The sequence below is a fragment of the Neorhizobium sp. LMR1-1-1.1 genome, from assembly GCF_040675795.1.
Classification (GTDB): Bacteria; Pseudomonadota; Alphaproteobacteria; order Rhizobiales; family Rhizobiaceae; genus Neorhizobium; species Neorhizobium cellulosilyticum.
Genome location: NZ_JBEGHE010000017.1, coordinates 58,039 through 83,009, shown reverse-complemented (window position 1 = coordinate 83,009; position 24,971 = coordinate 58,039). Strand labels below are relative to the sequence as shown.

The following is a 24,971-nucleotide window of genomic DNA, read 5'->3' as shown; positions in this document are numbered from 1 at the left end:
GAGATTGCAAATCTCAAAAAGACGGCCCGGAACCAATGTTCCGGGCCGTTTTCGTTTTGCGGTCGATCTCAGTCGGCCGAATCCGCCTCGGTGAAGGCCATTGCCTGCGCGCGCCGGACACCATGCAGCAGCATGTCGAAATGGTCGTGATCGGCAGCGACGATCAGATCGACCTTCATGGTCGGGTTGGCGCGGGCGATCAGGCCGGCAGCTTCCGTGATATTGTCGACCATGGCCCGGCGCGACAGGTGGTCCTGCCGTCCGGCCGGCAGAGCGTGCGTTGCATATTGCTCGTCCTTGCCGACTGTGATCACAAGCCGCTCGGCCGCTCTCGTCGACGCATCCTCGCGCATGCGGCGCATCATCAACGCGTCGCTGAACCAGAGTGACGGGCTTGCGGCCCAATATCGCTGGAAATGGCCGGGACAGTGCAGCAGAGTGTGGACGGTAAAGAGCCCGCCATAGGAGAAGCCGAAGAGGGTGTTGCGGGTTAGGTCCAGCGGATAGAGCGCTGAAAGCGCCGGACGGAGTTCTTCCACGAGGAAATGCAGGAAATCCCTGGCTCCGCCGAAGACACTGGAGACGATGTCGCCGGTCTCCTGATCCGGCTGCGGTGTGTAGTTTCTGGATCGTGCGGGCGCATCGAACGGTGCGCCGCCGGGAAAGCCGATTGCAACGGTCAGACCCGTGCCCAGATCTGCCGGTGTCGATGCCGGGGGGGAAAGCCCGCCTGCAGGCTTGCTAAAGACGAGTGGGAAGCTCGCGTCCCCGTCCAGCATCCACAAAACCGGATAGCCTGCCTGTGGAGGTGGCCTCAAGGGCGCGCGGACTAGGATTCGGTAGATTTCACCCGTGCGTTGAGAGTGCACTTCGAATGTTTGTGATCCAGGCAGATTAACCGGCTGCCATTCACTCATGCCTTGCATAATAGAGGTCATTTTCGTCCGATGGCGTTATGCTGAGCCGCTTGGCAGAACACAGCTTGGCTCGACGAGATTCTAAGGAAAATCTATCAGAGATCAGTAGTTTATGGTACCTCTCTATTTGCGTTGAAGCGCGTCGCTTCGGCAAGGTTTTTGCAAAGAAACAGGCATGAGTTCGACATCGGCGCCTTGTATGCCTTTACTCCAGTCAGCGCGCCTGTTTTCCCGGATGCAATGCGCCTGAGGCTTGGTATCCGTAGATCCTGTTAGCGGCGGTCTAGCCTTCTGGCCCGATTTGATTGCAAACAACAATCATCAGCGCGGATATTCTGTGGGTTATCGGATGACAATTCACTCGGTTGAGACTAGCTGTCGCTTACGAACGTGATGGGAGCCGAGCTTGATCTCTGGGACCACAGGCGTGCGACGCACGCTACATAGCGAAATTGTCGACGCTATCCGCGAGATGATCGTCGATGGACATCTGGAACCGGGTCAGAAGATCCCGGAAAAAGAACTGTGTGACAGGTTCGATATCTCTCGCACTCCACTCAGAGAGGCTCTGAAGGCGCTTGCCGCCGAAGGCATGCTCGAGCTTCTACCGCAGAGAGGTGCCCGGGTCGCGATCCTCGACGAAGAAGAAGTGGCCGAGCTGTTCCCGATCATTGCAGCCATGGAGGCGCTTGCCGGCGAACTCGCCTGTGACAGGATCACCGATCCGCAGGTCGAAGAAATCCGGCAGATGCATGAGCGTATGCTGTCCGCATTCAACCAATCCGACCGGCTGGAATATGCCATGCTCAATCGTGCCATTCACATGGCAATCTTCGATGCCGCAGGCAATGCGGCCCTGACTGCGCTTTACCGCAACATGGAACTCAAGATCCGCAACATCCGCCACACGATGCGCCAGCTTCCCGATGACTGGAAGCAGGCGCTCGATGACCATAATGAGATGCTTTTTGCACTCGGTGTTCGTGACAAGGTACGTCTTTCAGCGATCATGAAACTGCACGTGTTGAACACGGCAGAGGCTGTTCGTCATTCGATGAACGATCTCAACGGGCCAAGATTCGCTGCGGAGAGTGGCTCTTAAAGAGGCGATCGCAGGTCAATATTGAAGCATATATTCATTTCTCGCCGAAGCTTTGGGCAGAAAAATAAATTCATAATTCATTATTCTGTTTTTGGTTGACGAGCGAAGCGGCTTCCCCAAGCATGGGTCCAATAACAGGCCTGTTCACCTGCCAAGCGGCGGGGGATCAACAAACCGGGGAACTTTCATGACGATCAAACTGCTCGCAGCGTCGCTGATGACGCTGATGCTTGCCACATTGCCTGCGCATGCCGCCGAAGAGAGCGCCACTCTCGCCAAGATCGCCGAGCGCGGCGAGATAACGGTCGGTCACCGGGATGGCGCTGTACCCTTTTCCTATTATGACGATCAGCAGAAGCCGATCGGTTACGCGATGGACATCTGCGCACGCGTCGTCGATGCGGTAAAGGCCAAGCTCGGCAAGCCGGATCTGAAGGTCAGCTATATGCCGGTCACGGGCACAACCCGCATCCCGCTTCTTGTCAATGGCACGATCGACATGGAATGCGGTACGACAACCAACAATGTCGAACGCCAGAAACAGGTGACTTTCTCTACCACCAATTTCGTTGCCGGCATTCGCATCCTGTCGAAAAAGAGTGCGCCTGTCGCCTCCATGGCAGACGCCAAGGGCAAGACGGTCGTGACACTTTCCGGCACAACGAGCGTGAAGCTGATCAACGCGGCAAACACGGCCGAAAACCTTGGCCTCACAATCCTCTCGGCCAAGGATCTTGCCGAAGGTATGCTGACGCTGGAGACCGATCGCGCTGTGGCGCTGATCTTCGATGACGTCTCTATCGCCGGCGCTGCTGCCACGTCCAAGGCGCCGCAGGATTATCAGATGTCGTCTGATCCGCTGTCGGTTGAACCCTACGGTATCATGTTGCGTCGCGATGACGACGGCTTCAAGTCTCTGGTCAACGGGACGATCGAAGGCCTCTACAAGGGCGGTGAGATCAACGGCATCTATGAGAAGTGGTTCACCCAGCCCATTCCGCCGAAGGGCATCAACATGAACTTCCCGATGTCAGCCCAGTTGAAGAAGGTCATCGCCAACCCGACCGACGATCCGAACCCGGATCTCTATCGCTGATATTTTTTACCCTCCCGGTCGCAGCGTCGGCCCAGAGCCGGAACTGCGGCCGGGAGGATCTGCTATTCGACGGACACCCCCCATGAATTATCACTGGAATTGGTGGATCTTCTTCGAGCCTTCGCTCGATGGTACCAACACGTATCTTACGACCCTTTTCTGGGGGCTCGGCTGGACGGCGGCAACCGCAGTCGTCGGGTTTACCATCGCGCTCGTTCTTGGCTCCGTCGTCGGCGTGGCGCGTACTGCGCCAATCGGCTGGGTGCAGACGTCGGGCATGGTGTTCGTCGAGGTCTTCCGCAACATCCCGCTGCTGGTGCAGATGTTCCTCTGGTACTTCGTGCTGCCGGAAGTGTTGCCACGGGATGCGGGAATGTGGCTGAAACAGTTTCCCAACGCCCAATTCTACACGGCCGCAGTCTGCCTTGGTTTCTACCATGCTGCCCGTATGGCCGAAGTGGTGCGCGCCGGCCTGCTTAGCCTTTCCAGGGGGCAAAAGATGGCCGGACAGGCACTTGGCCTGACCTTGCCGCAAACCTATCGTTACGTTCTTCTGCCTGTCGCCTATCGCATCGTCGTGCCGGCTATCACATCGGAATTTCTGAGCTGCACCAAAAACACCTCGGTCGGCATTGCGATCGGTCTGGTGGAACTCACCGGTACCGCCCGCGCCATGCAGGAGAACACATTCCAGGTCTTCGAGGCTTTCGCAGCTGCAACGGTTCTATATCTGGCGCTCAACATGGTCATCGTTTTTGCCATGCGTTCTGTCGAGAAAGCGGCAGTCATTCCGGGGCTCGGCAATCGTATCGCTGGACGGGGGCGCTGAGATGCTGTCCGGTTTCGATTTTCAAACCATCGTCCACGCGCTTCCTTATCTGTTCCTGACGGGTATGTCGTTCACGCTGACGCTGACGCTTTGCGCCACGATCGGCGGCATGATTTTCGGTACTCTGCTTGCGGTCATGCGACTTTCCGACAACCGCATATTGTCAGCCATCGCCGGCGGCTACGTGAACCTGCTGCGATCGCTGCCGCTCGTGCTTGTCATTTTCTGGTTCTATTTCCTTGTGCCGTTCCTGGCGCAGTGGCTGACAGGTTCGTCCAGCCCGGTCAGGATCGATCCATTCTGGTCGTCCGTGATCACCTTCACCCTGTTTGAGGCCTGCTATTTCTGCGAAATCGTGCGCTCGGGCATTCAGTCGCTGCCGCGGGGACAAACGCTTGCCGCCAGCGCGCTCGGCATGACCGACCGGCGGGCGCTCTTCTACATCATCCTGCCGCAAGCGCTCAGAAACATGCTGCCGCTGATCCTGACGCAGACCATCATTCTCTTTCAGGACACATCGCTCGTTTATGTGCTTTCGATCACCGATTTCCTCGGTGCTGCCGCCAAGATCGCCCAGCGCGATGGCCGATTGCTCGAGATGTATGTGTTCGCTGCGGTCGTCTATTTCATCATTTCCCTCATCGCGTCGCAGGCAGTCAGACGATTGCAGAAGCGTGTCGCGATCATTCGCTAGGGGCACTCCATGAGCATGATTACACTTCGAGACATCAACAAGACCTACGGGGATTTCCAGGTCCTGTCGCATTGCTCGACATCTATTTCCAAGGGCGAGGTCGTGGTTGTCTGCGGTCCGTCGGGGTCGGGCAAGTCGACGCTGATCAAGACGATCAACGGGCTGGAGCCTATCGACAGTGGCGATATCATCGTCGACGGTACAACTGTCTCGGCGCCGACGACAAATCTCCCACTTCTGCGGTCTAGGGTGGGGATGGTGTTCCAGCATTTCGAGCTTTTCCCGCATCTCAATATCCGTGAGAACCTGGCGCTTGCGCAGGTGAAGGTTCTGAAGCGGTCGAAGGATGCTGCAATGGAGAAGGGCATGGCGCTGCTTGATCGCGTCGGTCTTACCGCCCACGCGGAGAAATTTCCGGGTCAACTTTCCGGCGGCCAGCAGCAGCGTGTCGCCATCGCGCGGGCGCTTGCCATGGATCCCATCGCGATGCTGTTCGACGAGCCGACATCGGCACTCGATCCCGAGATGATCAACGAAGTGCTGGACGTGATGGTGGAACTTGCCCGTGACGGCATGACGATGATGGTCGTCACCCATGAGATGGGTTTTGCCCGCAAGGTGGCGAACCGCGTGATCTTCATGGATCGCGACGAGATTGTTGAGGATGCCGACAAGGGCGACTTCTTCGGCAAACCGCGCAGCGAGAGGGCACAGCAGTTCCTCTCCAAGATTCTCGTACACTGACTGGCTTGAAAATGGATATCGACGTCTGGAACGAAAACGGTCTACTGCAGGCGGCTGCGGAGCGAAGCTGGGTGTTGTCGCGTGAGCGCATCGTGCTCTATGCCGGGGCAAACCTTCCTAGCGAGGCAGCACAAAATGCCTATTCCGCAGGTCTGAGCGCCTATCCCGCCATGGGGCCGAGTTTCGACAAGGAGCAGCCGGAGACCGATCTCGTTTCGCGATTGGAAGTGGCTGTTCGATCTGAAATTTGTGCTTTGTTTTCAGCCGAATGGGCGGAGCCACGGCTGCCAAGCTGCACGATCGCCAACATGGCGGTCTTCCATGCGTTCACAAAGCCGGGCGATCTTCTGCTTGCACCGTCCGCCGATCACGGCGGACACTTGAGCCAGCGTCGCGGTGGTACGCCTGATCTTGCCGGATTAGAAATCGAGGATCTGCCCTTCGATATGGAGAACTGCCGGCTTGACGCCGCGGCCGCTGCCGCTGCGATACGCAAATCTGCGCCTGCCATGGTCATGCTCGGTCGATCGGTGATGATCAAGCCGGATGAGCTTGCGCCGGTGGTTGCTGCTGCAAAGGAGGTGGGAGCAAAGACTGTCTTCGATGCCTCGCATGTCTCGGGATTGATCGCGGGTGGAGCTTTTCCCAATCCGCTTTCACTTGGTGTCGATGTGATGACAAGCTCGACCTACAAGACGATTGCCGGTCGGCCACATAGTATCATCGCAGGTCGTATTCGAGGCGACGGCGAAAAGCTCGCGGCCCTCATCGATCAGAAATTCCTCGCCAATTTTGATGCCGGCAAGCTACCCTCGTTCCTCTTGACGCTCCAGGAGACGCGCGCTGGCGCGAAAGCATATGCTGCGAGGGTTTGCCATAATTCGCAGGTATTTGCACAGGCGTTACGCGAACGCGGCATAGAGGTTATCGCTCCGTCAGAAGGCGAGCAGTTTACCCATCAAATTCTTTTGCCGCTCGCGGATCATCTCAATCCGCCGCAGGTGATGCAAGGTTTGGAAAAGCTCGGGATTCTGGTTGGTACGTGCAAAAATCCAATCTTGCCTGGCCGGCATGCGCTTAGGGTCGGCACGCAGTTCATAACGGCGCAAGGTTGCGATAACGACTATCTTCAAATGGTGGCCGAGAAGCTGGCGAAAGCTCTGGTTCATCTTTGTCTCTGAATTTCGTCGGGTCTGGTTGGGCGCGTGGTATCTTTTGGAGGTGCATCTTGACTTTGGGCCATCGCGCGCCGGAATTACCTAGGCAAATCTAAAGTTGGCGGGCCGTGAGCATGCGTTCCGTATGGTGCCGGATCACGAAGCTGGCCTTCCGTGTCTCTAGCGTTCGCAATGTTTGGGCAATTAAAGTGTGAAGGCTTCGATGTTGCCTCTATATGGTCGCCAGGCTTATGAGGTTGATGTGCTTGCAGGATATCATACGCACAAACCCATCGCGCGACATTGGCACAGCAGACGGCCCCTGGTCCATTGGACCGGGTGACACCTCATTAGGGCTCCGGCACCGAACAGGCTATGGGCTTCGTCTGATTTGCCTTCGTTATCGATGTTTCCACGCTTCGCATCGTGGGGTGATGAGTGAGCCGGAGGGCACATGCGATTTTTTCGCGATGTTCTGCGGCCAATCCTTCATGATCGACGTTCCACTCGTTGGCCGTCTCATGCCTCACTATTCCGACAAAGGGCGGATCGTCATTAAAGATTGCCTTGCGTCGTTCGAAGGTATGAAAACCGCTTGCAAAGGAATAATCCGTCGCTAACATACCGATATATCGGGTAACGGGTCCGATGCAGGACCCAGGGAGTTTTTGATTGACGACCACCCCCTACATGCTTCTGACCGGCGCCAGCCGCGGCATTGGTCACGCGACGGTCAAGCTGTTCATGGAGCACGGCTGGCGGATCCTGACGGTTTCGCGCCAGCCTTTTTCCGAGGAATGCCGCTGGCCCTCTGCCCGCGAAAGCCACATCCAGGCCGATCTCGCAGACCTATCGACGATCGATGCGCTTGCCGCGACAGTGCGTGAACGGTTGCCTGACGGGAAGCTCGCAGCGCTGGTAAACAATGCCGGGATTTCGCCCAAGGGACCGGGCGGCAGCCGCCTCGGTGTCGCGGAAACGGATGCCGAGACCTGGATGAAGGTGATGAACGTCAACCTCATCTCGACGGCGCTTCTGGCGCGGGCGTTGTTGCCGGAACTAGAGGCCGCACGGGGATCGATCGTCAACGTTACCTCGATTGCCGGCTCCCGCGTGCACCCGTTTGCCGGTGTCGCCTATGCTGCGTCGAAGGCCGGGCTTGCTGCACTGACCCGCGAACTGGCGCATGAATTCGGTCCGCGTGGCATTCGCGCCAATGCGATTGCACCGGGCGAGATCGCGACCTCGATCCTGTCGCCAGGCACCGACGAACTGGTCAAGGCCGAAGTGCCGCTGGGTCGGCTCGGCACGACCATCGAAGTTGCCAAGACCATCTATTTTCTCTGCACCGAACAGTCGTCCTACATCAACGGTGCGGAAATCCACATCAATGGCGGACAACATGTCTGACCCTGTCATCTAAGGATAGACGCAGGCCAACTGCGCACCCTGCTGGAGGAAACGAAAGGATCCGTATCAACGTCCAAGGCCCAGGATAACAGTCCGGGCCAAATCAGGGGAACGAAATGAAAAATCTCTTCAAGACCGCAGCCTTCGGCATGTTCGCGCTTGCCTCCACGGCGTTTATAGCGGGGCAGGCAAATGCACGCGACCTGACGATTGTCGGCTGGGGTGGCGTGGCGCAGGCGGCGCAGAGCGACGTCTATTTCAAGCCGTTCTCGCAAAAGTCCGGCAAACCTTTCCTGGAAGAAAGCTGGGACGGCGGTTACGGCGTTTTGCAGGCCAAGATGAAGGCCGGCGCTCCGAACTGGGACGTCGTGCAGGTCGAGGCGGAAGAGCTGGCGCTCGGCTGCGCCGACGGTCTTTACGAAAAGCTCGACTGGGACAAGATCGGCGTGAAGGGCGAGTTCCTGCCGGAAGCCGTCAACGAGTGCGGTGCCGGCGTCTATTACTGGTCGCTGGCAATGGGATATGACGGCGACAAGCTCAAAGACGGCCCGAAGAACTGGGTCGATTTCTGGGATACGAAGAAGTTCCCGGGCAAGCGTTCGCTGCGCAAGGGCGCCAAATACAATCTCGAATTCGCGCTTCTGGCCGATGGCGTGAAGCCGGCGGAACTTTATGACGTCCTGTCGACCGATGAAGGCGTCAACCGGGCTTTCAAGAAGCTCGACGAGCTGAAGCCGAACATCGTCTGGTGGGAAGCCGGTGCGCAGCCGGTACAGTATCTCGCATCCGGCGAAGTTTCCATCGCGGCAGTCTATAACGGCCGCGTCACCGGCATCAACAAGGCGGAAGGCAAGAACTTCAAGCTGGTCTGGCCGGAAAGCATGTATGCGATCGACAGCTGGGTGATCCTCAAGGGTGCCGAGAACAAGGATGCGGCGCTGGATTTCATCGCATTCGCGAGCCAGGCTGAAAATCAGGCCAAGCTGCCGCTGAAGGTGGATTACGGCATGCCGAACAAGAAGGCTGCGGCGACCATCCCGGCGGAAATCGACGTCAACCTGCCGACCCATCCGGACAACCTGAAAGTCGCGATCCCGCTCAATGTCGATTTCTGGATCGACAATTCCGAAGCGCTGACAGCACGCTTCAACGCCTGGCTGGCGCAGTAATCAAGCCATTTCCCGACGACCGGGAGGCTGCAGACATGCGGCCTCCCTCTTTAGCCGACATAACGGATGGATACGGCCCGCCAGATGAGCGCGACCGATCGGCTAACCGTATCCAGCGACTGAAAAAGGGGAATGGCGTGGCCGAATTCCGCATACGCTTCGATGGCGTCAGCAAATATTACGGACAGCAATGCGTAGTCGACAAGTTGAGGCTGGATATCGAGAAGGGCGAGTTCGTCAGTCTTCTCGGACCATCGGGATCGGGCAAGACCACGCTTCTGATGATGCTGGCCGGCTTCGAGACCGCAACCGAAGGCCAAATCCTCGTCGACGGCTACAAGGTCAATGATGTGCCGTCGCACAAGCGCGACATGGGCGTGGTTTTTCAGAACTACGCGCTCTTTCCGCATATGACCGTCGGCGCCAATGTCGCCTTTCCGCTGCAGATGCGGGGGATTTCCAGGGCTGAAATCGCGTACCGTGTAAAGACGGCACTCGACATGGTGCAGCTCGGCACATTGTCGGAACGCAAGCCGTCGCAGCTTTCCGGTGGCCAGCAGCAACGCGTGGCGCTGGCGCGTGCACTCGTTTTCGAGCCGCGCGTGGTGCTGATGGACGAACCGCTCGGCGCACTCGACAAGAACCTGCGCGAGCAGATGCAACTCGATATCCGCGCGCTGCATCAGCGGCTCGGGCTGACGATCGTGTTCGTCACCCATGATCAGGGTGAGGCGCTGACGATGTCGGACCGGATTGCGGTGTTCAACAAGGGCAAGATCGAGCAGATCGGCACGCCGCGACAGGTCTATGACGAACCGGCAACGCGTTTCGTGGCGGAATTCATTGGCGAGACGAATTTGATCGACGGCACGGTGGAGACGGTTGAGCCGACATCCGCCGTGATCCGCCTGAACGGTGGCGATATCGTGCGTGTCGCAGGCTCCGGTGGCTTGGCGGCAGGGCAGGGGATCTCGGTATCGCTTCGCCCGGAACGGCTTTCGCTGCCGGACGGCTTTAGCGGCAATAAAGGCCTGTCGGGCAATGCCATTTCCGCGATCGTGACGGACTGTGTCTATCAGGGTGACCATCTGCGTGTGCAGCTCGCTGGTCCCGCGGACGCATCTTATGTCGTGCGCCTCGACCGCAGGTCGCCGGAGCCGCAGCGCGGCGCTCAGGTCACGGCGTTTTTCAGCCCCGAGGATTGCAAGGTGATTGCATGATGAGCGGCAAGAGCTTTCTGAAGAAAAGTGGGCCGTTTCTTCTGGTCGCTCCGCTTTTCCTGTTCATCTGCCTGTTCTTCATCTGGCCACTCGGCTCCGTGCTGACGCAATCGGTTTCGGACAATGCGGTAGCGCGGCTCTTGCCGGAGACCTCCAAGGTTGCCTCGTCCTGGGATGGAGAAAGCGCGCCGGGCGCAGACTTGCAGGCGGCATTCGTCACCGATCTGCGGGCAGCAGCAACCGATGAACAGGCTGTCGGCGACATGGTACGCCGGTTGAACAGTGCCCAATCCGGTTTCCGGACGTTGATGAGCAAGACGCTGAGGGCCGTGCAGGAGACGCCGGACGCGCCGATTGACCTCGTGGCGCTCGACAGGAAATGGAGCCAGCCGCAATACTGGAAGGCGATTACCGACGCCCTGTCGCCGACGACCGATCGCTATCTTCTCGCGGCCTTAGACCTGATGCGAAATGATACCGGTGAAATCGTCTCACAACCGCCCGAGCAGACGATCAACGTGGCGATCTTCGGGCGGACATTCTGGATTTCCGCGACAGTCACGATCTTCTGCGTGCTGCTCGGTTATCCCTATGCGCTGCTGATCACGGTTGCGACGGGCTGGAAAAGGCAGGCACTGCTGGCAGCCGTGCTGTTGCCGCTCTGGACCTCGCTTCTGGTGCGCACTGCCGCGTGGTTCATCCTGCTGCAGGAACAGGGGCTGATCAATTCGGCCTTGATGGACCTGAACATCATCGCCGGTCCGCTGGCGCTGATCTTCAACCGCACCGGGGTGATCATCGCCATGACGCATGTGTCTTTGCCGATGATGGTGCTGCCGATCTACAGCGTGCTCCTGACCATCCCGAAGAACCTGATGCCCGCGGCGGCCTCGCTCGGGGCGCATCCGCTCAGGGCTTTCGTTCGGGTGCTGCTGCCGCTCAGCTTCGGCGGCATCGCGGCGGGCTCGCTGCTCGTCTTCATGTCGGCGATCGGATATTACATCACGCCGGCGCTGATCGGTGGGGCAGGGGACCAGATGATCAGTTCCTTCATCGCCTTCCATGCCCAGAATTCCGGAAACTGGGGCATGGCGAGCGCGCTCGGCATCGTGCTGCTTGTCGTCACCATCATCCTCTATGCCGTTTATGACCGGCTCGCCACACAGCGGGAAAGGAGCGCCTGATGCCGGCCAAAACACTGCAGTGGCTCTTCGGAGCGCTGATGGCTGCATTCCTGATCGTTCCGCTTCTGGTCATGATGCCGCTTGCCTTCACTTCGAGCCTGCTTCTCGTATATCCGATACGGTCATTCTCGTTTCGCTGGTTCGTCGAACTGTTCACCGCACCGGCCTGGCAAAGGGCGATCGTCAACAGCCTGATCATCGGTTTCGGAACCACGGCGCTGGCGACGGTGCTCGGCGTGCTGGCGGCACTCGGTCTGCGGCGGCGGTTGCCGATGATCGGCGGGCTGATCCGCACGCTGTTCATGCTGCCGATGGTGGTGCCAGCGGTGGTGCTCGGCATCGGCATGCAGATCTTGCTTGCGCGTATCGGGCTTGCCAATACGCATCTGGCGGTCATCATCGCACATACGGTCGTGGCGGTGCCTTTTGTCATCGTCAGCGTTTCCGGATCTCTGGCGGGCATCGACAGGAGGGTGGAGCTTGCGGCGGCAAGCCTTGGCGCTTCTCCGCAAAGGGTATTCGGCAAGGTGACCCTGCCGCTTGCCATGCCGGGGATCCTGACCGGTGCGGTTCTAGCATTTGCGACGTCGCTGGACGAAGTGGTGCTGACGCTGTTCGTGGCCGGGCCGAACCAGCGGACGCTGGCGCGCCAGATGTTTTCCACCATTCGCGACAATATCAGCCCGGCGATCGCGGCGGCGGCCTTCTTGTTCATCTTCGGCACGCTGCTGCTTGCTGCCTTGGTGTTGATCGTCCGGCGGAAAAAGGAGGTGGCTGCGATCTAGTATCGCAGCCATGTTCCGGAAGTCTCCCTGCTGCGCGTTCACGTGGGTGCAGAAAACCCGCGGGGCGGAGCTTTGCCTGAAAAACCTGACGATATTCCTTGCAAACCGCGGAGAAGAGACTAGGGAGAAGCCGCGATATATCGGTATGGCGCTGGCTGAAAACCTTCAGGGAAGGAGGACCGAGATGAACACACGTTTGCAGCAGTCCGACTTCCTGCCCGGAAATGCGGTGGGTCAACCCAAGGCGCTGACGGCCTATAACTACATCCGCCATGCGATCATCACCATGAAGATGGAGCCGGGCGCGACGATCAGCGAGAAGGAAACCTGCGCCGAGCTCGGCGTATCGCGTACCCCGATGCGCGAGGCGGTGTTAAGGCTTGCGCAGGAGGGGCTGGTCAATGTGGTGCCGAGCGGCGGCACTTTCGTCAACAGCATCTCGCTGCGGGGCGTGATCGAGGGGCATCTCATCCGTTCCAGCCTGGAACTACGGATGGTGCGGTTAGCTGCGCGTTCCCATGACGCCGAGCGGGACCGGGATTTCGATCTTCTGATGTTTCTGCAGGGCGATGCGGCCAAGCGTCAGGACTACGACCAGTCCTTTGCGGTCGACAATGACTTTCACCGGCTGATCTGCGCGATGGCCGGCTTCCCGGATGTCTGGCAGACCATTCACAACGCGACGGGGCAGCTTGACCGGATAAGGCGCTTCGCCATTCCGCGGTCGGGTTATTTCGATGAGGTCGAACAGGAGCACCGGGCGATTTACGAAGCGATCATTGCCGGCGATGCCGATCGCGCCCATGATCTGATGCGGCGGCATCTCGACGATATCGCCGCAGTCGTCGAATATGTGTTTGTCGATCAGCCGGGCCTGATCGTGCAGGAACCCGGCTTCGGTCTGTCGACGCTGGACGTGATGCTGGCGCCTGCGGCTCAATAACCGCTTTCACGACTGCCGGAATTGAGCGGCTCCTGTCCGGCCAGAACCCTCGTGGCGTTCTCAAAAATCTGCGCTGCGACATCGCGCGGATTGGGCATGGAGGCGATATGCGGCGTCGCGAAGATTCTGGGATGGCTCCAGAGTGGGCTTTCTTCGGGAAGGGGCTCCTTGAGGAAGACGTCGAGGACCGCGCCACGCAGATGGCCTGTGTCGATCGCGGCCAGAAGATCGGCCTCCACCATGTGCTCCCCACGCCCCATGTTGATGATCGCAGCACCTTGCGGCAGGTGGGCGAAGAGGTCGGCATTCAATATGCCGCGCGTGGCATCGGTGAGGGGAAGCAGGCAGATCAGCGCATCGCAGCCAGAGAGAAATTCCGGCAGTTGCGTGTCGCCGTAATAGGTGGCGATCCCTGCCTCTTCCTTAGGCGAGCGCGCCCATCCGCGGACATTGTAGTTGAGGGCGCGCAGACTGCGCCCGACGGTACGACCGATTGCGCCGAAACCCAGTATGCCGACCGTATAATCCTGTGCCGCTTTCTGTCCGGGGCGCTCCCAGCGTTTGTGCGCGGCGTTTTGCAGGTGCCGGTCCATTTCTCGGTGAAACAGCAGCACGGACCAGATCGCATATTCCGCCATGCCAAGCGCATGCTGGCTGTCGACGACACGGCAGACGGGGATGGCGGGAAGGTTCGGATCGGCAAAGATGTTGTCCAGGCCCGCGGCGATGCTGTGCACCATTTTCAGGTTCGGCATATCGGCCAGAAGCCCGTGCGGCGGGTTCCACGCCACGGCGACATCGGCTTCCTCGAAGCCGGGCTCGGGGTATATACTCAGCCGCACATTCAGGCCTGAAGCCTCGAATGCGGTTTTCAGAAAGGTGAGGTCGAGCGTGCTGCTGACCAGCGCGATGTGAGCGATTTTTGCGTCCGTTCGGCTCATCAATTCCATCTTTATCAGGACCTCATTGCTGCTGCTTGTCTGTCTTCAAAGCATATGGCGTCGCGATTTTCCGCAAGTTGATCATTTTTTGAGCGACCATTTTTCGAGTTCAAGTTTTATGCAAAAAATCACCTGCCTTGCTTGACAGGTGCCAAAGGCCGGAGTCAAGATGATGTATCGATATATCGGTATATTGTAGTTCCGATACGATCACGAAGTGACGTCTGCACGCAAACGAAAATCCATAAAGGGGAACTTCATGCGACGACTGATTTCTGCATCCCTAGCCATTTTCATGACGACGACAGCGGCCTTTGCCCAAGGCGTACCGGGTGGCAAACTGAACCTCATCGTTCAGCCCGAACCACCAAGCATCATGATCGGCACCACCACCAACGGCCCGGCTCTGCTCGTCGGCGGCAATATCTACGAAAGCCTGCTGCGCTACGACGAGAACCTCAAGCCCGAGCCGTCGCTCGCCAAGTCGTGGACGGTCTCCGATGACGGCCTGACCTATACGTTCACACTGCAGGATGACGTGAAGTGGCATGACGGCAAGCCGATGACCTCGGCCGACGTGCTGTTCTCCGCCAACGACTATCTGATGAAGATGCAGCCGCGTCATCGCAACCTGATGACCCATGTGGAAAGCGTCACGGCACCGGACGACAAGACTGTCGTGTTCAAGCTGAAGCAGCCCTTCGAGGCCTTCATCCGCGGTCTGGCCTTCTACACGATGCCGGTCCTGCCCAAGCATATCTATGAAGGCACCGACTACGCCACCAATCCGGCCAACGACAAGCCGATCGGCACCGGCCCGTTCAAGTTCGACGAATGGAAGCGCGGCAGCTACATCCATCTCGTCAAGAACCCGGACTATTACGTGAAGGGCAAGCCCTATCTCGACGAACTGTATTACCAGGTCATTCCGGACGGCGCATCGCGTTCGGTCGCATTCGAGACCGGCAATATCGACGTGGTGCCGGGCGGCTCGGTCGAGAATTTCGACATTCCGCGGCTGAAGGATCTGCCCAATACCTGCACAACCGAAAAGGGCTGGGAATATTTCGCACCGCTCTCCTGGCTGTGGCTCAACAACCGCAAAGCGCCGATGGACAATGTGAAGTTCCGTCAGGCGGTGATGTATGCGCTCGACCGTGAATTCGCCAAGGACGTTCTGTGGAACGGCTACGGCAAGGTTGCGACCGGGCCGCTGTCGTCAAAGCTTCCCTTCTACAAGGATGTCGAGCCAAAATACCCGCATGATGTCGACAAGGCCAAGGAACTGCTCAAGGAAGCCGGTTATGACGGCAAGCCGCTGAAGCTCCTGCCGCTTCCCTATGGCGAGACCTGGCAGCGCTGGGCCGAAGCCGTGAAGCAGAACCTCGAGGAAGTCGGTATTCCGATCGAAATCGAAGCGGCCGACGTTGCCGGCTGGAACCAGCGGACATCCAACTGGGAATACGACATCGCCTTCACCTATCTCTACCAGAATGGTGACCCGGCAATCGGCGTGGACCGCAACTACAAGACCTCGCAGATCGCCAAGGGCAACCCGTTCAACAATGTCGAGGGCTATTCCAATCCCGACCTCGACAAGCTGTTCGACGAGGCTGCAGTCGCCTATCCGGCATCCAAGCGTCAGGAACTTTACGACCAGGCGCAGAGAAAGCTTCAGGAAGACGTTCCGGTTGCTTGGCTGCTCGAACTCGGTTTCCCAACGATCTACAACTGCAAGGTTCAGGATATCGTGACGACCGCCTCCGGCCTGCCGGAATCCATGCGCGACGCCTGGATCAAGAAGTAATCGACATTCAGGCGGAGATCCGTCTCCGCCTGGCTCATTCCTGACCTGAAAAATCTAGTCGGAGCCGTGCTCATGCTGAGATTCATCTCGGGGCGATTGCTGAAGGCAGTCGTGATCCTGATCTGTATCACCGTGCTCAATTTCTTCCTCATCCATGCCGCACCGGGCGATCCGGCTGCGGTCATGGCCGGGGAAGCGGGTGATGCCGATCCTGCCTTCCTGCAACAGCTCAGAGAACGTTTCGGCCTCGACAAGCCGCTTTACATGCAGCTCTGGATCTACGTTTCTTCGGTGGTCCAGCTCGATCTCGGTTATTCCTACCGCCAGCAATTGCCGGTGCTGCAACTGATCGGCGAGCGCCTGCCGGCGACGCTGCTACTTTCCCTTTCAGCCTTCGTGATCTCGCTCGGCCTGGGCGTTGCGGCCGGTGCCTTTGCCTCCGCGCGGCAGGGCAAGTGGGCCGATACGATCATCTCGCTCGTCGCGCTGATCTTCTACGCGACGCCGCTCTTCTGGCTGGCGCTGATGGGCGTGCTGTTGTTTTCCGTCCAGCTCGGATGGCTGCCCGGCTTCGGTTATGAAACCGTCGGCGCGAATTATACCGGCCTTGCCCGCGCGCTCGATGTCTTCCTGCACCTTATCCTGCCGGCAATGACGCTCGGGCTGTTCTTCATGGCCGTCTATGCCCGGATGACCCGTGCCTCGATGCTGGAAGTCAGCACGCTGGATTTCGTCAAGACCGCCAAGGCCAAGGGCTTGCGTCCCAGTGTCATCCAGCGCCGCCATGTACTGCGAAATGCGCTTCTGCCGGTGGTGACGCTTGCCGGCCTGCAGGCCGGGCAGCTGGTCGGCGGCGCAGTGCTGATCGAAACCGTGTTTGCCTGGCCGGGCATCGGCCGGCTGATGTTCGACGCCCTCTCGCAGCGCGACTACAATCTGCTGCTCGGCGTCTTTGTCGTCTCGGCGGCGATGGTGCTGCTCTTCAACCTCATCACCGACGTGCTTTACCGCCTCGTCGATCCGCGCATCAAGGTGACGTCATGAAGGATTTCTGGAAACGTTTTTCGCAGAACCGAGGCGCCGTCGTCGGTCTGGTCATCCTGCTTCTGGTCGTCGTTCTTTCGATCGTCGCTCCGTTCATCTACACCAAGTCGCCCTGGGCGATGGTGCAGCGGCCGTTCATTCCGCCCTTCACCATGGACGCTTTCGTGCTTGGCACCGATCCGATGGGACGCGACCTTGCGGCGGGTCTCGCCCACGGCGCACGGGTTTCCCTGCTGGTCGGGCTCGTATCGACCGTCGTCTCGCTACTGATCGGTATTCCGATCGGCGCAATTGCCGGATATTTCGGCGGCTGGGTCGATGATCTGCTGATGCGGTTCACCGAATTCTTCCAGAGCGTGCCGAGTTTCGCGCTGGCCGTGGTGCTGGTGGCGATCTTCCAGCCGAGCATCTATTCGATCGTCATCTCGATTGCCGTGGTCTCCTGGCCGCCGGTGGCGCGCTTGCTGCGCGGCGAGGTTATGTCGCTCCGGTCGCGTGAATTCGTCGAGGCCGCCGTTCTTTCCGGCCAGACGCATTCGACGATCATCTGGCGGCAGATCCTGCCGAACACGCTCTCGCCGATTATCGTGCTCGCCTCGATGATGGTGGCGGCGGCGATCCTGATCGAAAGCTCGCTGTCTTTCCTGGGGCTGGGCGACCGCAACATCATGTCCTGGGGCTATATCATCGGCGCGGGCCGCACCGTGATCCGTCAGGCCTGGTGGGTGAGCTTCTTCCCGGGCCTTGCAATCCTTCTGACCGTGCTGGCGCTCAATCTCGTCGGCGAAGGGCTGAACGACGCCCTCAACCCGCGCCTTGCGCGCAAGGGGAGGTAACCATGGCAGACATGATCGACACCAATGCCGTGACATCCGACGAAACCGCTGCCGCCGTCATCCATCCGGGTGCTCTGAAGGAAGAGGGGAGGGGCGAACCGGTCGTCCATATCGACAGGCTGAGCATCGCACTTCCGGACGGCGCTGATCGCCCCTATGCAGTCGACCGCGTCTCCTTCAAGCTGTTTCCCGGCGAGATGCTCTGCGTGGTCGGTGAAAGCGGCTCGGGCAAATCCATGTCGGCCAATGCGTTGATGGGGCTTCTTCCCGATACGGTGCGCGTGGCGCAGGGTCGTATCCTGCTTGGCGCCACCGATCTGATCACCATGCCGGCGGATGCGCTCTACTCCATTCGCGGTCGCCGGGTGGCGATGATCTTCCAAGAGCCGATGTCGGCGCTCAACCCGCTGATGAAAGTCTCGGCACAGATCGAGGAAGTGTTCGAGGCGCATGGTCTTCTGACTCCGAAGGAGCGCAGGCAAAAGGCGCTATCGCTTCTGACGGAGGTCGGTCTGCCCGACCCGCCGCGAGCCGCCGACAGCTATCCGTTTCAGCTTTCCGGCGGTCAGCGTCAGCGTGTGATGATCGCGATGGCGCTGGCGCTCGAGCCGGAAGTGCTGATCGCCGACGAGCCGACAACGGCGCTCGACGTGACGACGCAGGCGCAGATATTGAAACTCATCGCCGGGCTCCAAAAAGAGCGCAACATGGCAGTGATGTTCATCACTCACGATTTCGGCGTCGTGGCCGAGATCGCCGACTATGTGACGGTGATGCAGCTCGGCCGCATCGTCGAGCAGGGAACGGCCGAAGAGGTGCTGTTTTCGCCGCAACACCCCTATACGAAGAAGCTGATCGCGGCGATCCCGCGTCCCGGCGAAGGGGTGGCGCGTATCGGGACCCGCGAGCCGCTGCTTGCCGTCGAGAACCTCTCGAAAATCTATCGCATGGGCGGCGGGCTGTTTTCCAAGGCCCGTGAAGTGCATGCCGTCAAGGACGTGTCGTTCACACTCGGTCGCGGCGAAACGCTCGGCATCGTCGGTGAAAGCGGCTCAGGCAAGTCTTCGGTCGGTCGCTGCCTCGTGCGGCTGCAAGACCCCGAAAGCGGCCGCGTTCTGCTTGGCGGACAGGACATGGCGCATCTGAAGGGCGAACAACTGCGCGCCATGCGCAGACGCATGCAGATGATCTTCCAGGACCCGTATTCGTCGCTCAATCCGCGCGAAAAGGTCGGGCGCATCATTGCCTCGGGGCCGATCGCCTATGGTGAGGATGAGAAAAAGGCGCTCGCCCGCGCTGCCGAACTGATGGAGATGGTCGGGCTAGATCCCAAAGGAACTAATCGTTTTCCGCACGAGTTTTCCGGCGGTCAGCGGCAGCGTATCGGCATTGCCCGCGCATTGGCGCTCGAACCCGAGATCATCATCGCCGACGAGGCGGTGTCTGCACTCGACGTTTCGATCCAGGCTCAGGTTCTGGAACTTCTGGGCCAGCTGAAAAAAGACCTCAACCTCTCCCTCGTGTTCATCACCCATGACCTGCGCGTCGCGGCCAAGATCTGTGACCGCGTTATGGTGATGCAGAAGGGCGAGGTCGTCGAACTTGGTACGGGGAGCGAGATCTTCGACACGCCCCGGCACCCCTACACGAAAAGCCTGATCGAGGCCATTCCCGGTCGGGCAAAGGAAGCGCTGATGACGGCCTGAGCCCGTCGGATATCAATCAATCTGGGCAACAGAGCCCGCTTATGGAGCAGCACATGACGATTATGCCGAACTCGGTCGAAGCCCGCGACATGGCCTATCAGATGCATCCGATGGTCAATCTTCGGAAATATGAAAAAACCGGCGGCCTCGTGATCGAGAGCGGCGACGGTATCTATGTCACCGACAATACCGGCAAGCGCTATATCGAGGGCCTGGCCGGCCTGTGGTCGGTGGCGCTCGGTTTCGGCGAAAAACGTCTGGCGGAAGTCGCCAAGGCGCAGATGGAAAAGCTGCCCTATTACCACAGCTTCTCCTACAAGACGCATGGCCCGTCGATCGATCTGGCCGAGATGCTGGTCAAGATCGCACCGGTACCGATGTCGAAGGTGCACTTCACCTCCTCCGGTTCCGAAGCCAACGACCTTGCCTGCAAAATGGTCTGGTACCGTTCCAACGCGCTCGGCAAGAAAGACAAGAAGAAGATCATCGGCCGGATCAAGGGCTATCACGGTGTGACGATCGCCTCAGGCTCGATCACCGGCCTGCCGCGCAACCATGAAAGCTTCGACCTGCCGCTCGACCGGATGGTTCATACATCCTGCCCGTCCTATGTGCATTTCGGTCTCGAGGGCGAAAGCGAAGCCGATTTCACCAAGCGCATGCTGAAGGATCTGGAGGACCTGATCCTCAAGGAAGGCCCTGAAACGATCGCCGCCTTCTGGGGCGAGCCTGTGATGGGCGCCGGCGGCGTGCTGATGCCGTCAGACGGCTATTGGGCCGGCGTTCAGGCCATCCTGAAGAAATACGACATCCTTCTCGTCGCCGACGAAGTCATCTGCGGCTTCGGCCGTACCGGCAAGATGTTCGCCTGCGAGACGCTCGGCATCGAGCCGGACGTGCTCGTCGTGTCGAAGCAGATCTCGTCGTCCTACATGCCGCTTTCGGCGATCATCATGAACGACCATTTCTATCAGCCGATCGCTGACGAAAGCGACCGTATCGGCGTGTTCGGCCATGGCTTCACTGCCTCCGGTCATCCGGTTGCGACCGCGGTTGGTCTCGAAAACCTGAAGATCATCCAGGAGCGGGATCTCGTCGGCAACGTCGCACGTCTTGAAGAAAAGTTCCTCGGCGGCCTGGCAGAACTTGCCAAGCACCCGCTGGCGCATTCCTCGCGCGGCGTCGGCCTGCTCGGCGCGCTGGAGATCAAGCCCTGGGCGGATGCCAATGCCGGTGATGCGGCTGCAGCAATCGCCGCCGCATGCCAGGACGAGGGCCTGATCATCCGCAATATCGGCGAAGCCATCTGCTTCTGCCCGCCGCTGATCATTACCGCCGAACAGATCGACGACATGTTCGGTGCCGTTGCCCGCGCGCTGGATACCGTTGCGGCCGCGCACGCCTGAAGCATCAAGGATTGAGATCATGAACATGATGGAAAAGACCGATCTTGGCGAAATGACCGCGGCACAGCTTTCCGAGCTGTTCGCTTCGGGCAAGGCGTCCCCGGTCGAAGCCGCCAAGGCCTCGCTTGCGCGGATCGAAAAGTTCAATCCGAGCGTCAACGCCTTCGCCTATGTGGTGCCAGAACTGGCGCTCGCCGAGGCAAAGGCATCCGAAGCGCGCTGGAAGAAGGGCGAACCGCTTTCACCCATCGACGGTGCGCCGACGACGATCAAGGAACTCACTCCGGTCAAGGGCATTCCGTGGCGGCGCGGCTCGGCGCTCGGTGCAACGACGCCTTCCGAAAAGGAGTTCCTGATCATGGAACGCCTGCGCGGCGCGGGTGTGACCATCCTCGGCACGACGACGTCGCCGGAATTCGGCTGGAAGGGTGTCACTCACGGTCCGGCATTCGGCAACACGCTTAACCCGTGGCGCACCGATCGCGCCTCTGGCGGCTCGTCGGGCGGTGCGGCCGTGGCAGCTGCGCTCAATATGGGCGTTTTGCATGAAGGGTCGGATGGTGCGGGTTCGATCCGCATTCCGGCTTCGTTCTGCGGCGCGTTCGGCATCAAGCCTAGCTATGGCTGGATTCCCTCCGACACGCCGACGGCGCTGTTCGAGCTTGCCCATCGCGGCCCGCTGACGCGGACGGTCGAGGATGCGGCGCTGTTCATGAATGCCACAACCGGGCCGACGCCGAAGGCGATGTATGGCTATAGTCCGACACCGGTGCCGAACTGGCACGAAGGGATCAATGCTACCAGCGTCGAGGGCGTGAAGATCGGTTACAGCCGAAATCTCGGTTATGCCGAAGTGCAGCCGGATGTCGCTGCTGCGGTCGAGCGGGCCGCCCAGCGGCTGGCGGATATGGGCGCGATCATCGAGGAGATCGATCCGGGCTTTTCCAATCCGCAGGATGCTCTTCTGGCGCTCTGGTACGCCGCCGAAGCCCGCACCGTCGAGATGGTCAATCCGACGGAAGAGCAGAAGAAGTTGATGGATCCCGGCCTGATCCGCATCTACGAGAAGGGAAAGACCTACTCGGCCATCGATTATGTCACGGCCGAGCAGGTGCGTGCCGATCTCAAGGTGACGATGGCGCTTTTCCACGAAAAGTATGACGCGCTGATGCTGCCGACCATGCCGACGACGGCGATCGAGGCCGGTGTCGATTTTCCCGGCGGGATCGAGGGCAAGGACTGGTCCGACTGGTCGCCCTTCACCTATCCGTTCAACATGACCGGCCAGCCGGCCGTATCGGTGCCCTGCGGCTTCGATGCCGGCGGGTTGCCGATCGGCCTGCAGTTCGTCGGTCCGCGTTTCCGCGACGATATCGTGCTGGCATTGGCTGCGGCCTATCAGTCCGCCTATCCCGAAGACGTTCTCAGCGCGCCCAGGCTCGGCTGAGCCGGACAACAAAGGTGCGGGAGGCCTTGTCTTCCGCACCAAACGATCAACAGCAGTATCGGGATGGGACAGATGGCCTCCACGGCAAGCCAAGGAGCGGCAAGCGGGCTTGGCGCAGAGCTGAAGACGGGCGCGACTGCCGTGCCTCCGGATCAGGCCGAGCGCATCGCAAGGGAAAAATACGGGCTGTCCGGCAAGGCCGAATGGCTCTGGGGCGAGAAGGACAGCAATTACCGGCTGACGCTGGACGACGGAAGGGAATATCTCTTCAAGGTTCTCAACCCGGCGGAAAATCCGGCGATGACGAACATGCACAGCCAGGCGCTTCTGCATGTCGAAGCGGCCGATCCCGGCATTCCGATCCAGCGGATCATCCGCACACTGGACGGCGAGGCCGATTTCCGCATGACCGATGACGAAGGCGGCACGCGCGGCGTGCGCATGGTGACCTTCGCGCCTGGCATTTCACAGAAATCACAGCCGCATTCACCCATCCAGCGCTACCGCGTCGGCGTACTTCTCGGTTGCATGCAGAAGGCGCTTGAAGGATTTACCCACGAGGCCGCGGGCCATCGCATCACCTGGGACATGTCGCACGCCGCGGGGCTTCGCGAATTGCTGCCGGTCTTCGAAGACGAAGCGCAACGGGTAAGGCTGGAACGGGCGATGGCCGATTTCGAGACCCTGATTGCTCCGCGCATGGGCGAACTGCCGGCGCAGGTGATCCATAACGATTTCAACATGGAGAACATTCTCGTCAGCGAGGATGATCCGGATGAGATCAGCGGCATCATCGATTTCGGCGACATGGTGCATGCACCCATCCTGTTCGATGTCGCTGTCGGCGCGGCCTACCAGATGGGCGACGCCGATGATCCGGTGGAGGCGATGTGCGATTTTCTGAAAGGGTATTCGACCGAAAAGACGCTCGCTCAGGAAGAGATCGAGTTGCTTTACACCGCGGTGACCACCCGGATGCTGATGCGGCTTGCGATACCCGAATGGCGCGGAAAGCTGTTTCCCGAACACCGGGCGCTTTACACCCGTAACAGCCCGACCGTATGGGCGCAGTTTGCCCGGCTCGACGCAATTTCAAGAGATGATGCCGTAAAGCGCCTGGCAGCGGCCTGCCGCGCCTGACACCCGAGGGAGAGAGACATGAACAAGCCAGCCACAACGATGATCAACGGCTTCGATGCATCGCGCCTGAGTAGCCTGCCGGAGCGCGAGCGGTCGATGATCGAGCGCCGCCAGGCGATGCTCGGGCCGTCCTACCGGCTGTTCTACGAAAACCCGCTGCATCTGGTGCGCGGCGAGGGCGTCTGGCTCTACGATCCGGACGGCAATGCCTATCTCGACACCTATAACAACGTGCCTTCGGTGGGACATTGCCATCCGCGCGTTGTCGCCGCGATCGCCGAACAGGCTGCTGTGCTGAATACGCATACGCGTTATCTCGACGAAAAGATCCTCGATTACTCCGAAAAACTGCTTTCAACATTTCCCGACGAGATGAACCGGGTCATGTATTGCTGCACCGGCAGCGAGGCGGTCGACCTCGCCATGCGGCTGGCCTGTTACTACACGGGCGGAACCGGCATCATCATTACCGAGAACGCCTATCACGGCACGACGGCCGCCGCCGCCGCCATCTCGCCGTCGCTTGGCCCCAACATGCCCCTCGGCATGCATGTGATCACCGTGCTGGCACCGGATGCCTATCGCGCTGATGGCAAGGATGTCGGCGAGACCTTCGCGCAAGAGGTGTCCAAGGCGATCGCCTTCATGTTGCGCCATGGCATCAAGCCGGCGGCCTTCATCGCGGACAGCATATTCTCGACTGACGGCATCTATTCGGAGCCTGCGGGCTTCCTGAAGAAGACGCTGGACGTGGTGCATGAGGCCGGCGCGCTTTACATCGCCGACGAAGTGCAGCCGGGCTTTGGCCGCACCGGCTCGCATATGTGGGGTTTCATGCGTCACGGCATCGTTCCCGACATCGCCGTCATGGGTAAGCCGATGGGCAATGGCCTGCCGATCGCGGCCGCGGTGATGAAGGGCGAGGTGCAGGAACGTTTCGGCAAGGACATCCGCTATTTCAACACGTTCGGCGCCAACCACGTATCGATCGCCGCCGCCAATGCCGTGCTCGACGTCATCCGTGACGAAGACCTGATGGGCAATGCGCTGTCGACCGGCAATTACATGCTGGAAGGCATGCGCAAGCTGCAGCAGCATTTCGACTGCATCGGCGATGTGCGCGGCGCGGGCCTCTTCCTCGGGCTGGAATTCGTCAAGGACCGGCAGAGCCGCGCCCCGGACGGACCGCGCTCGCTCGCGGTCGTCAATCGCATGCGCGAGCGTCGTGTGCTGATCAGCGCCGCCGGAATTCATGGAAACACGTTGAAGATCCGTCCCCCGCTGCCGTTCGGCAAGGACCATGCGGACATCTTCCTCAAGGTGCTCGAAGAGGTGCTGCACGAGACCCAGTGACAGCATCCGCCTCGCTTATCGCTGCCATACCCAATGCCAAA

22 protein-coding genes are annotated in these 24,971 nt (G+C 59.8%); 20 read left to right on the top strand and 2 right to left on the bottom strand.

All coding sequences use genetic code 11. The annotated features are described in order from the left end of the window. Positions 1-68: 68 nt before the first annotated feature. Positions 69-917 carry an alpha/beta hydrolase gene (locus tag MRBLMR1_RS09765; protein ID WP_500064391.1) on the bottom strand — a complete coding sequence of 283 codons (849 nt, stop codon included), beginning with the start codon at positions 915-917 and terminating at the stop codon, positions 69-71. Positions 918-1,323: 406 nt separating this feature from the next. On the opposite strand from MRBLMR1_RS09765, the gene MRBLMR1_RS09760 reads away from it, so the two are divergent. The 12 genes from MRBLMR1_RS09760 to MRBLMR1_RS09705 all read left to right on the top strand — a co-directional run bounded on the left by MRBLMR1_RS09760 (position 1,324) and on the right by MRBLMR1_RS09705 (position 13,250). After that, positions 1,324-2,019, top strand: a complete 696-nt coding sequence (locus tag MRBLMR1_RS09760; protein ID WP_148144694.1) for a GntR family transcriptional regulator — start codon at positions 1,324-1,326, stop codon at positions 2,017-2,019. A 187-nt stretch (positions 2,020-2,206) separates the two neighbouring features. After that, positions 2,207-3,115: a transporter substrate-binding domain-containing protein gene (locus tag MRBLMR1_RS09755; RefSeq protein ID WP_148144695.1), complete on the top strand. Its 909-nt coding sequence runs from the start codon at positions 2,207-2,209 to the stop codon at positions 3,113-3,115. A gap of 82 nt (positions 3,116-3,197) precedes the next feature. Then, complete coding sequence (locus MRBLMR1_RS09750) at positions 3,198-3,944, top strand: amino acid ABC transporter permease (RefSeq protein ID WP_148144696.1); 747 nt, start codon at positions 3,198-3,200, stop codon at positions 3,942-3,944. A 1-nt stretch (position 3,945) separates the two neighbouring features. After that, a complete protein-coding gene (locus tag MRBLMR1_RS09745; RefSeq protein WP_500064288.1) occupies positions 3,946-4,638 on the top strand; it encodes an amino acid ABC transporter permease in 693 nt (230 codons plus the stop codon). Between the two features lie 15 nt (positions 4,639-4,653). Further along, a complete protein-coding gene (locus MRBLMR1_RS09740; RefSeq protein ID WP_500064387.1) occupies positions 4,654-5,382 on the top strand; it encodes an amino acid ABC transporter ATP-binding protein in 729 nt (242 codons plus the stop codon). A gap of 11 nt (positions 5,383-5,393) precedes the next feature. Next, the gene (locus MRBLMR1_RS09735; RefSeq protein ID WP_500064286.1) at positions 5,394-6,563 is read left to right on the top strand and encodes a glycine hydroxymethyltransferase; all 1,170 of its coding nucleotides are present in this window, start codon (positions 5,394-5,396) and stop codon (positions 6,561-6,563) included. 666 nt (positions 6,564-7,229) lie between these two features. Then, positions 7,230-7,949: an SDR family NAD(P)-dependent oxidoreductase gene (locus tag MRBLMR1_RS09730; RefSeq protein WP_206827902.1), complete on the top strand. Its 720-nt coding sequence runs from the start codon at positions 7,230-7,232 to the stop codon at positions 7,947-7,949. Positions 7,950-8,065: 116 nt separating this feature from the next. After that, positions 8,066-9,118: an ABC transporter substrate-binding protein gene (locus MRBLMR1_RS09725; protein WP_206827788.1), complete on the top strand. Its 1,053-nt coding sequence runs from the start codon at positions 8,066-8,068 to the stop codon at positions 9,116-9,118. Between the two features lie 137 nt (positions 9,119-9,255). Then, on the top strand, positions 9,256-10,338 hold the full coding sequence (locus tag MRBLMR1_RS09720; RefSeq protein ID WP_206827787.1) for an ABC transporter ATP-binding protein: 1,083 nt from the start codon (positions 9,256-9,258) through the stop codon (positions 10,336-10,338). Then, complete coding sequence (locus MRBLMR1_RS09715) at positions 10,338-11,522, top strand: ABC transporter permease (protein ID WP_404945408.1); 1,185 nt, start codon at positions 10,338-10,340, stop codon at positions 11,520-11,522. The genes MRBLMR1_RS09720 and MRBLMR1_RS09715 overlap by 1 nt, the downstream gene beginning before the upstream one ends. Further along, on the top strand, positions 11,522-12,307 hold the full coding sequence (locus MRBLMR1_RS09710) for an ABC transporter permease (RefSeq protein WP_500064282.1): 786 nt from the start codon (positions 11,522-11,524) through the stop codon (positions 12,305-12,307). Before MRBLMR1_RS09715 ends, MRBLMR1_RS09710 begins: the two co-directional genes overlap by 1 nt. A 184-nt stretch (positions 12,308-12,491) precedes the next feature. Next, entirely contained in the window at positions 12,492-13,250 is a 759-nt protein-coding gene (locus MRBLMR1_RS09705) for a GntR family transcriptional regulator (protein ID WP_500064279.1), read from the top strand. Here MRBLMR1_RS09705 and MRBLMR1_RS09700 read toward each other — a convergent pair. Beyond that, positions 13,244-14,191 carry a 2-hydroxyacid dehydrogenase gene (locus tag MRBLMR1_RS09700; protein WP_500064277.1) on the bottom strand — a complete coding sequence of 316 codons (948 nt, stop codon included), beginning with the start codon at positions 14,189-14,191 and terminating at the stop codon, positions 13,244-13,246. The genes MRBLMR1_RS09705 and MRBLMR1_RS09700 overlap by 7 nt on opposite strands. A 259-nt stretch (positions 14,192-14,450) precedes the next feature. On the opposite strand from MRBLMR1_RS09700, the gene MRBLMR1_RS09695 reads away from it, so the two are divergent. The 8 genes from MRBLMR1_RS09695 (at position 14,451) to MRBLMR1_RS09660 (ending at position 24,930) form a co-directional block, all read left to right on the top strand. Continuing rightward, complete coding sequence (locus MRBLMR1_RS09695) at positions 14,451-15,998, top strand: ABC transporter substrate-binding protein (protein WP_206827782.1); 1,548 nt, start codon at positions 14,451-14,453, stop codon at positions 15,996-15,998. Between the two features lie 72 nt (positions 15,999-16,070). Then, complete coding sequence (locus MRBLMR1_RS09690; RefSeq protein WP_500064274.1) at positions 16,071-17,042, top strand: ABC transporter permease; 972 nt, start codon at positions 16,071-16,073, stop codon at positions 17,040-17,042. Further along, positions 17,039-17,878: an ABC transporter permease gene (locus MRBLMR1_RS09685; protein WP_183993661.1), complete on the top strand. Its 840-nt coding sequence runs from the start codon at positions 17,039-17,041 to the stop codon at positions 17,876-17,878. Before MRBLMR1_RS09690 ends, MRBLMR1_RS09685 begins: the two co-directional genes overlap by 4 nt. Positions 17,879-17,889: 11 nt before the next feature. Beyond that, positions 17,890-19,584 (top strand): ABC transporter ATP-binding protein, encoded by a 1,695-nt coding sequence (locus MRBLMR1_RS09680; protein WP_500064382.1) that lies wholly within the window; start codon positions 17,890-17,892, stop codon positions 19,582-19,584. Between the two features lie 53 nt (positions 19,585-19,637). Continuing rightward, positions 19,638-20,990 carry an aspartate aminotransferase family protein gene (locus MRBLMR1_RS09675; protein WP_404945407.1) on the top strand — a complete coding sequence of 451 codons (1,353 nt, stop codon included), beginning with the start codon at positions 19,638-19,640 and terminating at the stop codon, positions 20,988-20,990. A 19-nt stretch (positions 20,991-21,009) separates the two neighbouring features. After that, positions 21,010-22,437, top strand: a complete 1,428-nt coding sequence (locus MRBLMR1_RS09670) for an amidase (protein ID WP_500064270.1) — start codon at positions 21,010-21,012, stop codon at positions 22,435-22,437. Positions 22,438-22,509: 72 nt separating this feature from the next. Continuing rightward, positions 22,510-23,577 (top strand): phosphotransferase, encoded by a 1,068-nt coding sequence (locus MRBLMR1_RS09665; RefSeq protein ID WP_206827775.1) that lies wholly within the window; start codon positions 22,510-22,512, stop codon positions 23,575-23,577. A gap of 18 nt (positions 23,578-23,595) precedes the next feature. Then, a complete protein-coding gene (locus MRBLMR1_RS09660; protein WP_500064268.1) occupies positions 23,596-24,930 on the top strand; it encodes an aspartate aminotransferase family protein in 1,335 nt (444 codons plus the stop codon). The last annotated feature ends 41 nt before the right edge of the window (positions 24,931-24,971 follow it).

Bases quoted from the DNA above. Each gene is read 5' to 3' on its own strand.
- MRBLMR1_RS09765 (WP_500064391.1), bottom strand. From the start codon at position 917: ATGAGTGAATGGCAGCCGGTTAATCTGCCTGGATCACAAACATTCGAA.
- MRBLMR1_RS09755 (WP_148144695.1), top strand. From the start codon at position 2,207: ATGACGATCAAACTGCTCGCAGCGTCGCTGATGACGCTGATGCTTGCC.
- MRBLMR1_RS09750 (WP_148144696.1), top strand. From the start codon at position 3,198: ATGAATTATCACTGGAATTGGTGGATCTTCTTCGAGCCTTCGCTCGAT.
- MRBLMR1_RS09745 (WP_500064288.1), top strand. From the start codon at position 3,946: ATGCTGTCCGGTTTCGATTTTCAAACCATCGTCCACGCGCTTCCTTAT.
- MRBLMR1_RS09740 (WP_500064387.1), top strand. From the start codon at position 4,654: ATGATTACACTTCGAGACATCAACAAGACCTACGGGGATTTCCAGGTC.
- MRBLMR1_RS09735 (WP_500064286.1), top strand. From the start codon at position 5,394: ATGGATATCGACGTCTGGAACGAAAACGGTCTACTGCAGGCGGCTGCG.
- MRBLMR1_RS09730 (WP_206827902.1), top strand. From the start codon at position 7,230: ATGCTTCTGACCGGCGCCAGCCGCGGCATTGGTCACGCGACGGTCAAG.
- MRBLMR1_RS09725 (WP_206827788.1), top strand. From the start codon at position 8,066: ATGAAAAATCTCTTCAAGACCGCAGCCTTCGGCATGTTCGCGCTTGCC.
- MRBLMR1_RS09715 (WP_404945408.1), top strand. From the start codon at position 10,338: ATGAGCGGCAAGAGCTTTCTGAAGAAAAGTGGGCCGTTTCTTCTGGTC.
- MRBLMR1_RS09710 (WP_500064282.1), top strand. From the start codon at position 11,522: ATGCCGGCCAAAACACTGCAGTGGCTCTTCGGAGCGCTGATGGCTGCA.
- MRBLMR1_RS09705 (WP_500064279.1), top strand. From the start codon at position 12,492: ATGAACACACGTTTGCAGCAGTCCGACTTCCTGCCCGGAAATGCGGTG.
- MRBLMR1_RS09700 (WP_500064277.1), bottom strand. From the start codon at position 14,191: ATGAGCCGAACGGACGCAAAAATCGCTCACATCGCGCTGGTCAGCAGC.
- MRBLMR1_RS09695 (WP_206827782.1), top strand. From the start codon at position 14,451: ATGCGACGACTGATTTCTGCATCCCTAGCCATTTTCATGACGACGACA.
- MRBLMR1_RS09690 (WP_500064274.1), top strand. From the start codon at position 16,071: ATGCTGAGATTCATCTCGGGGCGATTGCTGAAGGCAGTCGTGATCCTG.
- MRBLMR1_RS09685 (WP_183993661.1), top strand. From the start codon at position 17,039: ATGAAGGATTTCTGGAAACGTTTTTCGCAGAACCGAGGCGCCGTCGTC.
- MRBLMR1_RS09680 (WP_500064382.1), top strand. From the start codon at position 17,890: ATGATCGACACCAATGCCGTGACATCCGACGAAACCGCTGCCGCCGTC.
- MRBLMR1_RS09675 (WP_404945407.1), top strand. From the start codon at position 19,638: ATGACGATTATGCCGAACTCGGTCGAAGCCCGCGACATGGCCTATCAG.
- MRBLMR1_RS09670 (WP_500064270.1), top strand. From the start codon at position 21,010: ATGAACATGATGGAAAAGACCGATCTTGGCGAAATGACCGCGGCACAG.
- MRBLMR1_RS09665 (WP_206827775.1), top strand. From the start codon at position 22,510: ATGGCCTCCACGGCAAGCCAAGGAGCGGCAAGCGGGCTTGGCGCAGAG.
- MRBLMR1_RS09660 (WP_500064268.1), top strand. From the start codon at position 23,596: ATGAACAAGCCAGCCACAACGATGATCAACGGCTTCGATGCATCGCGC.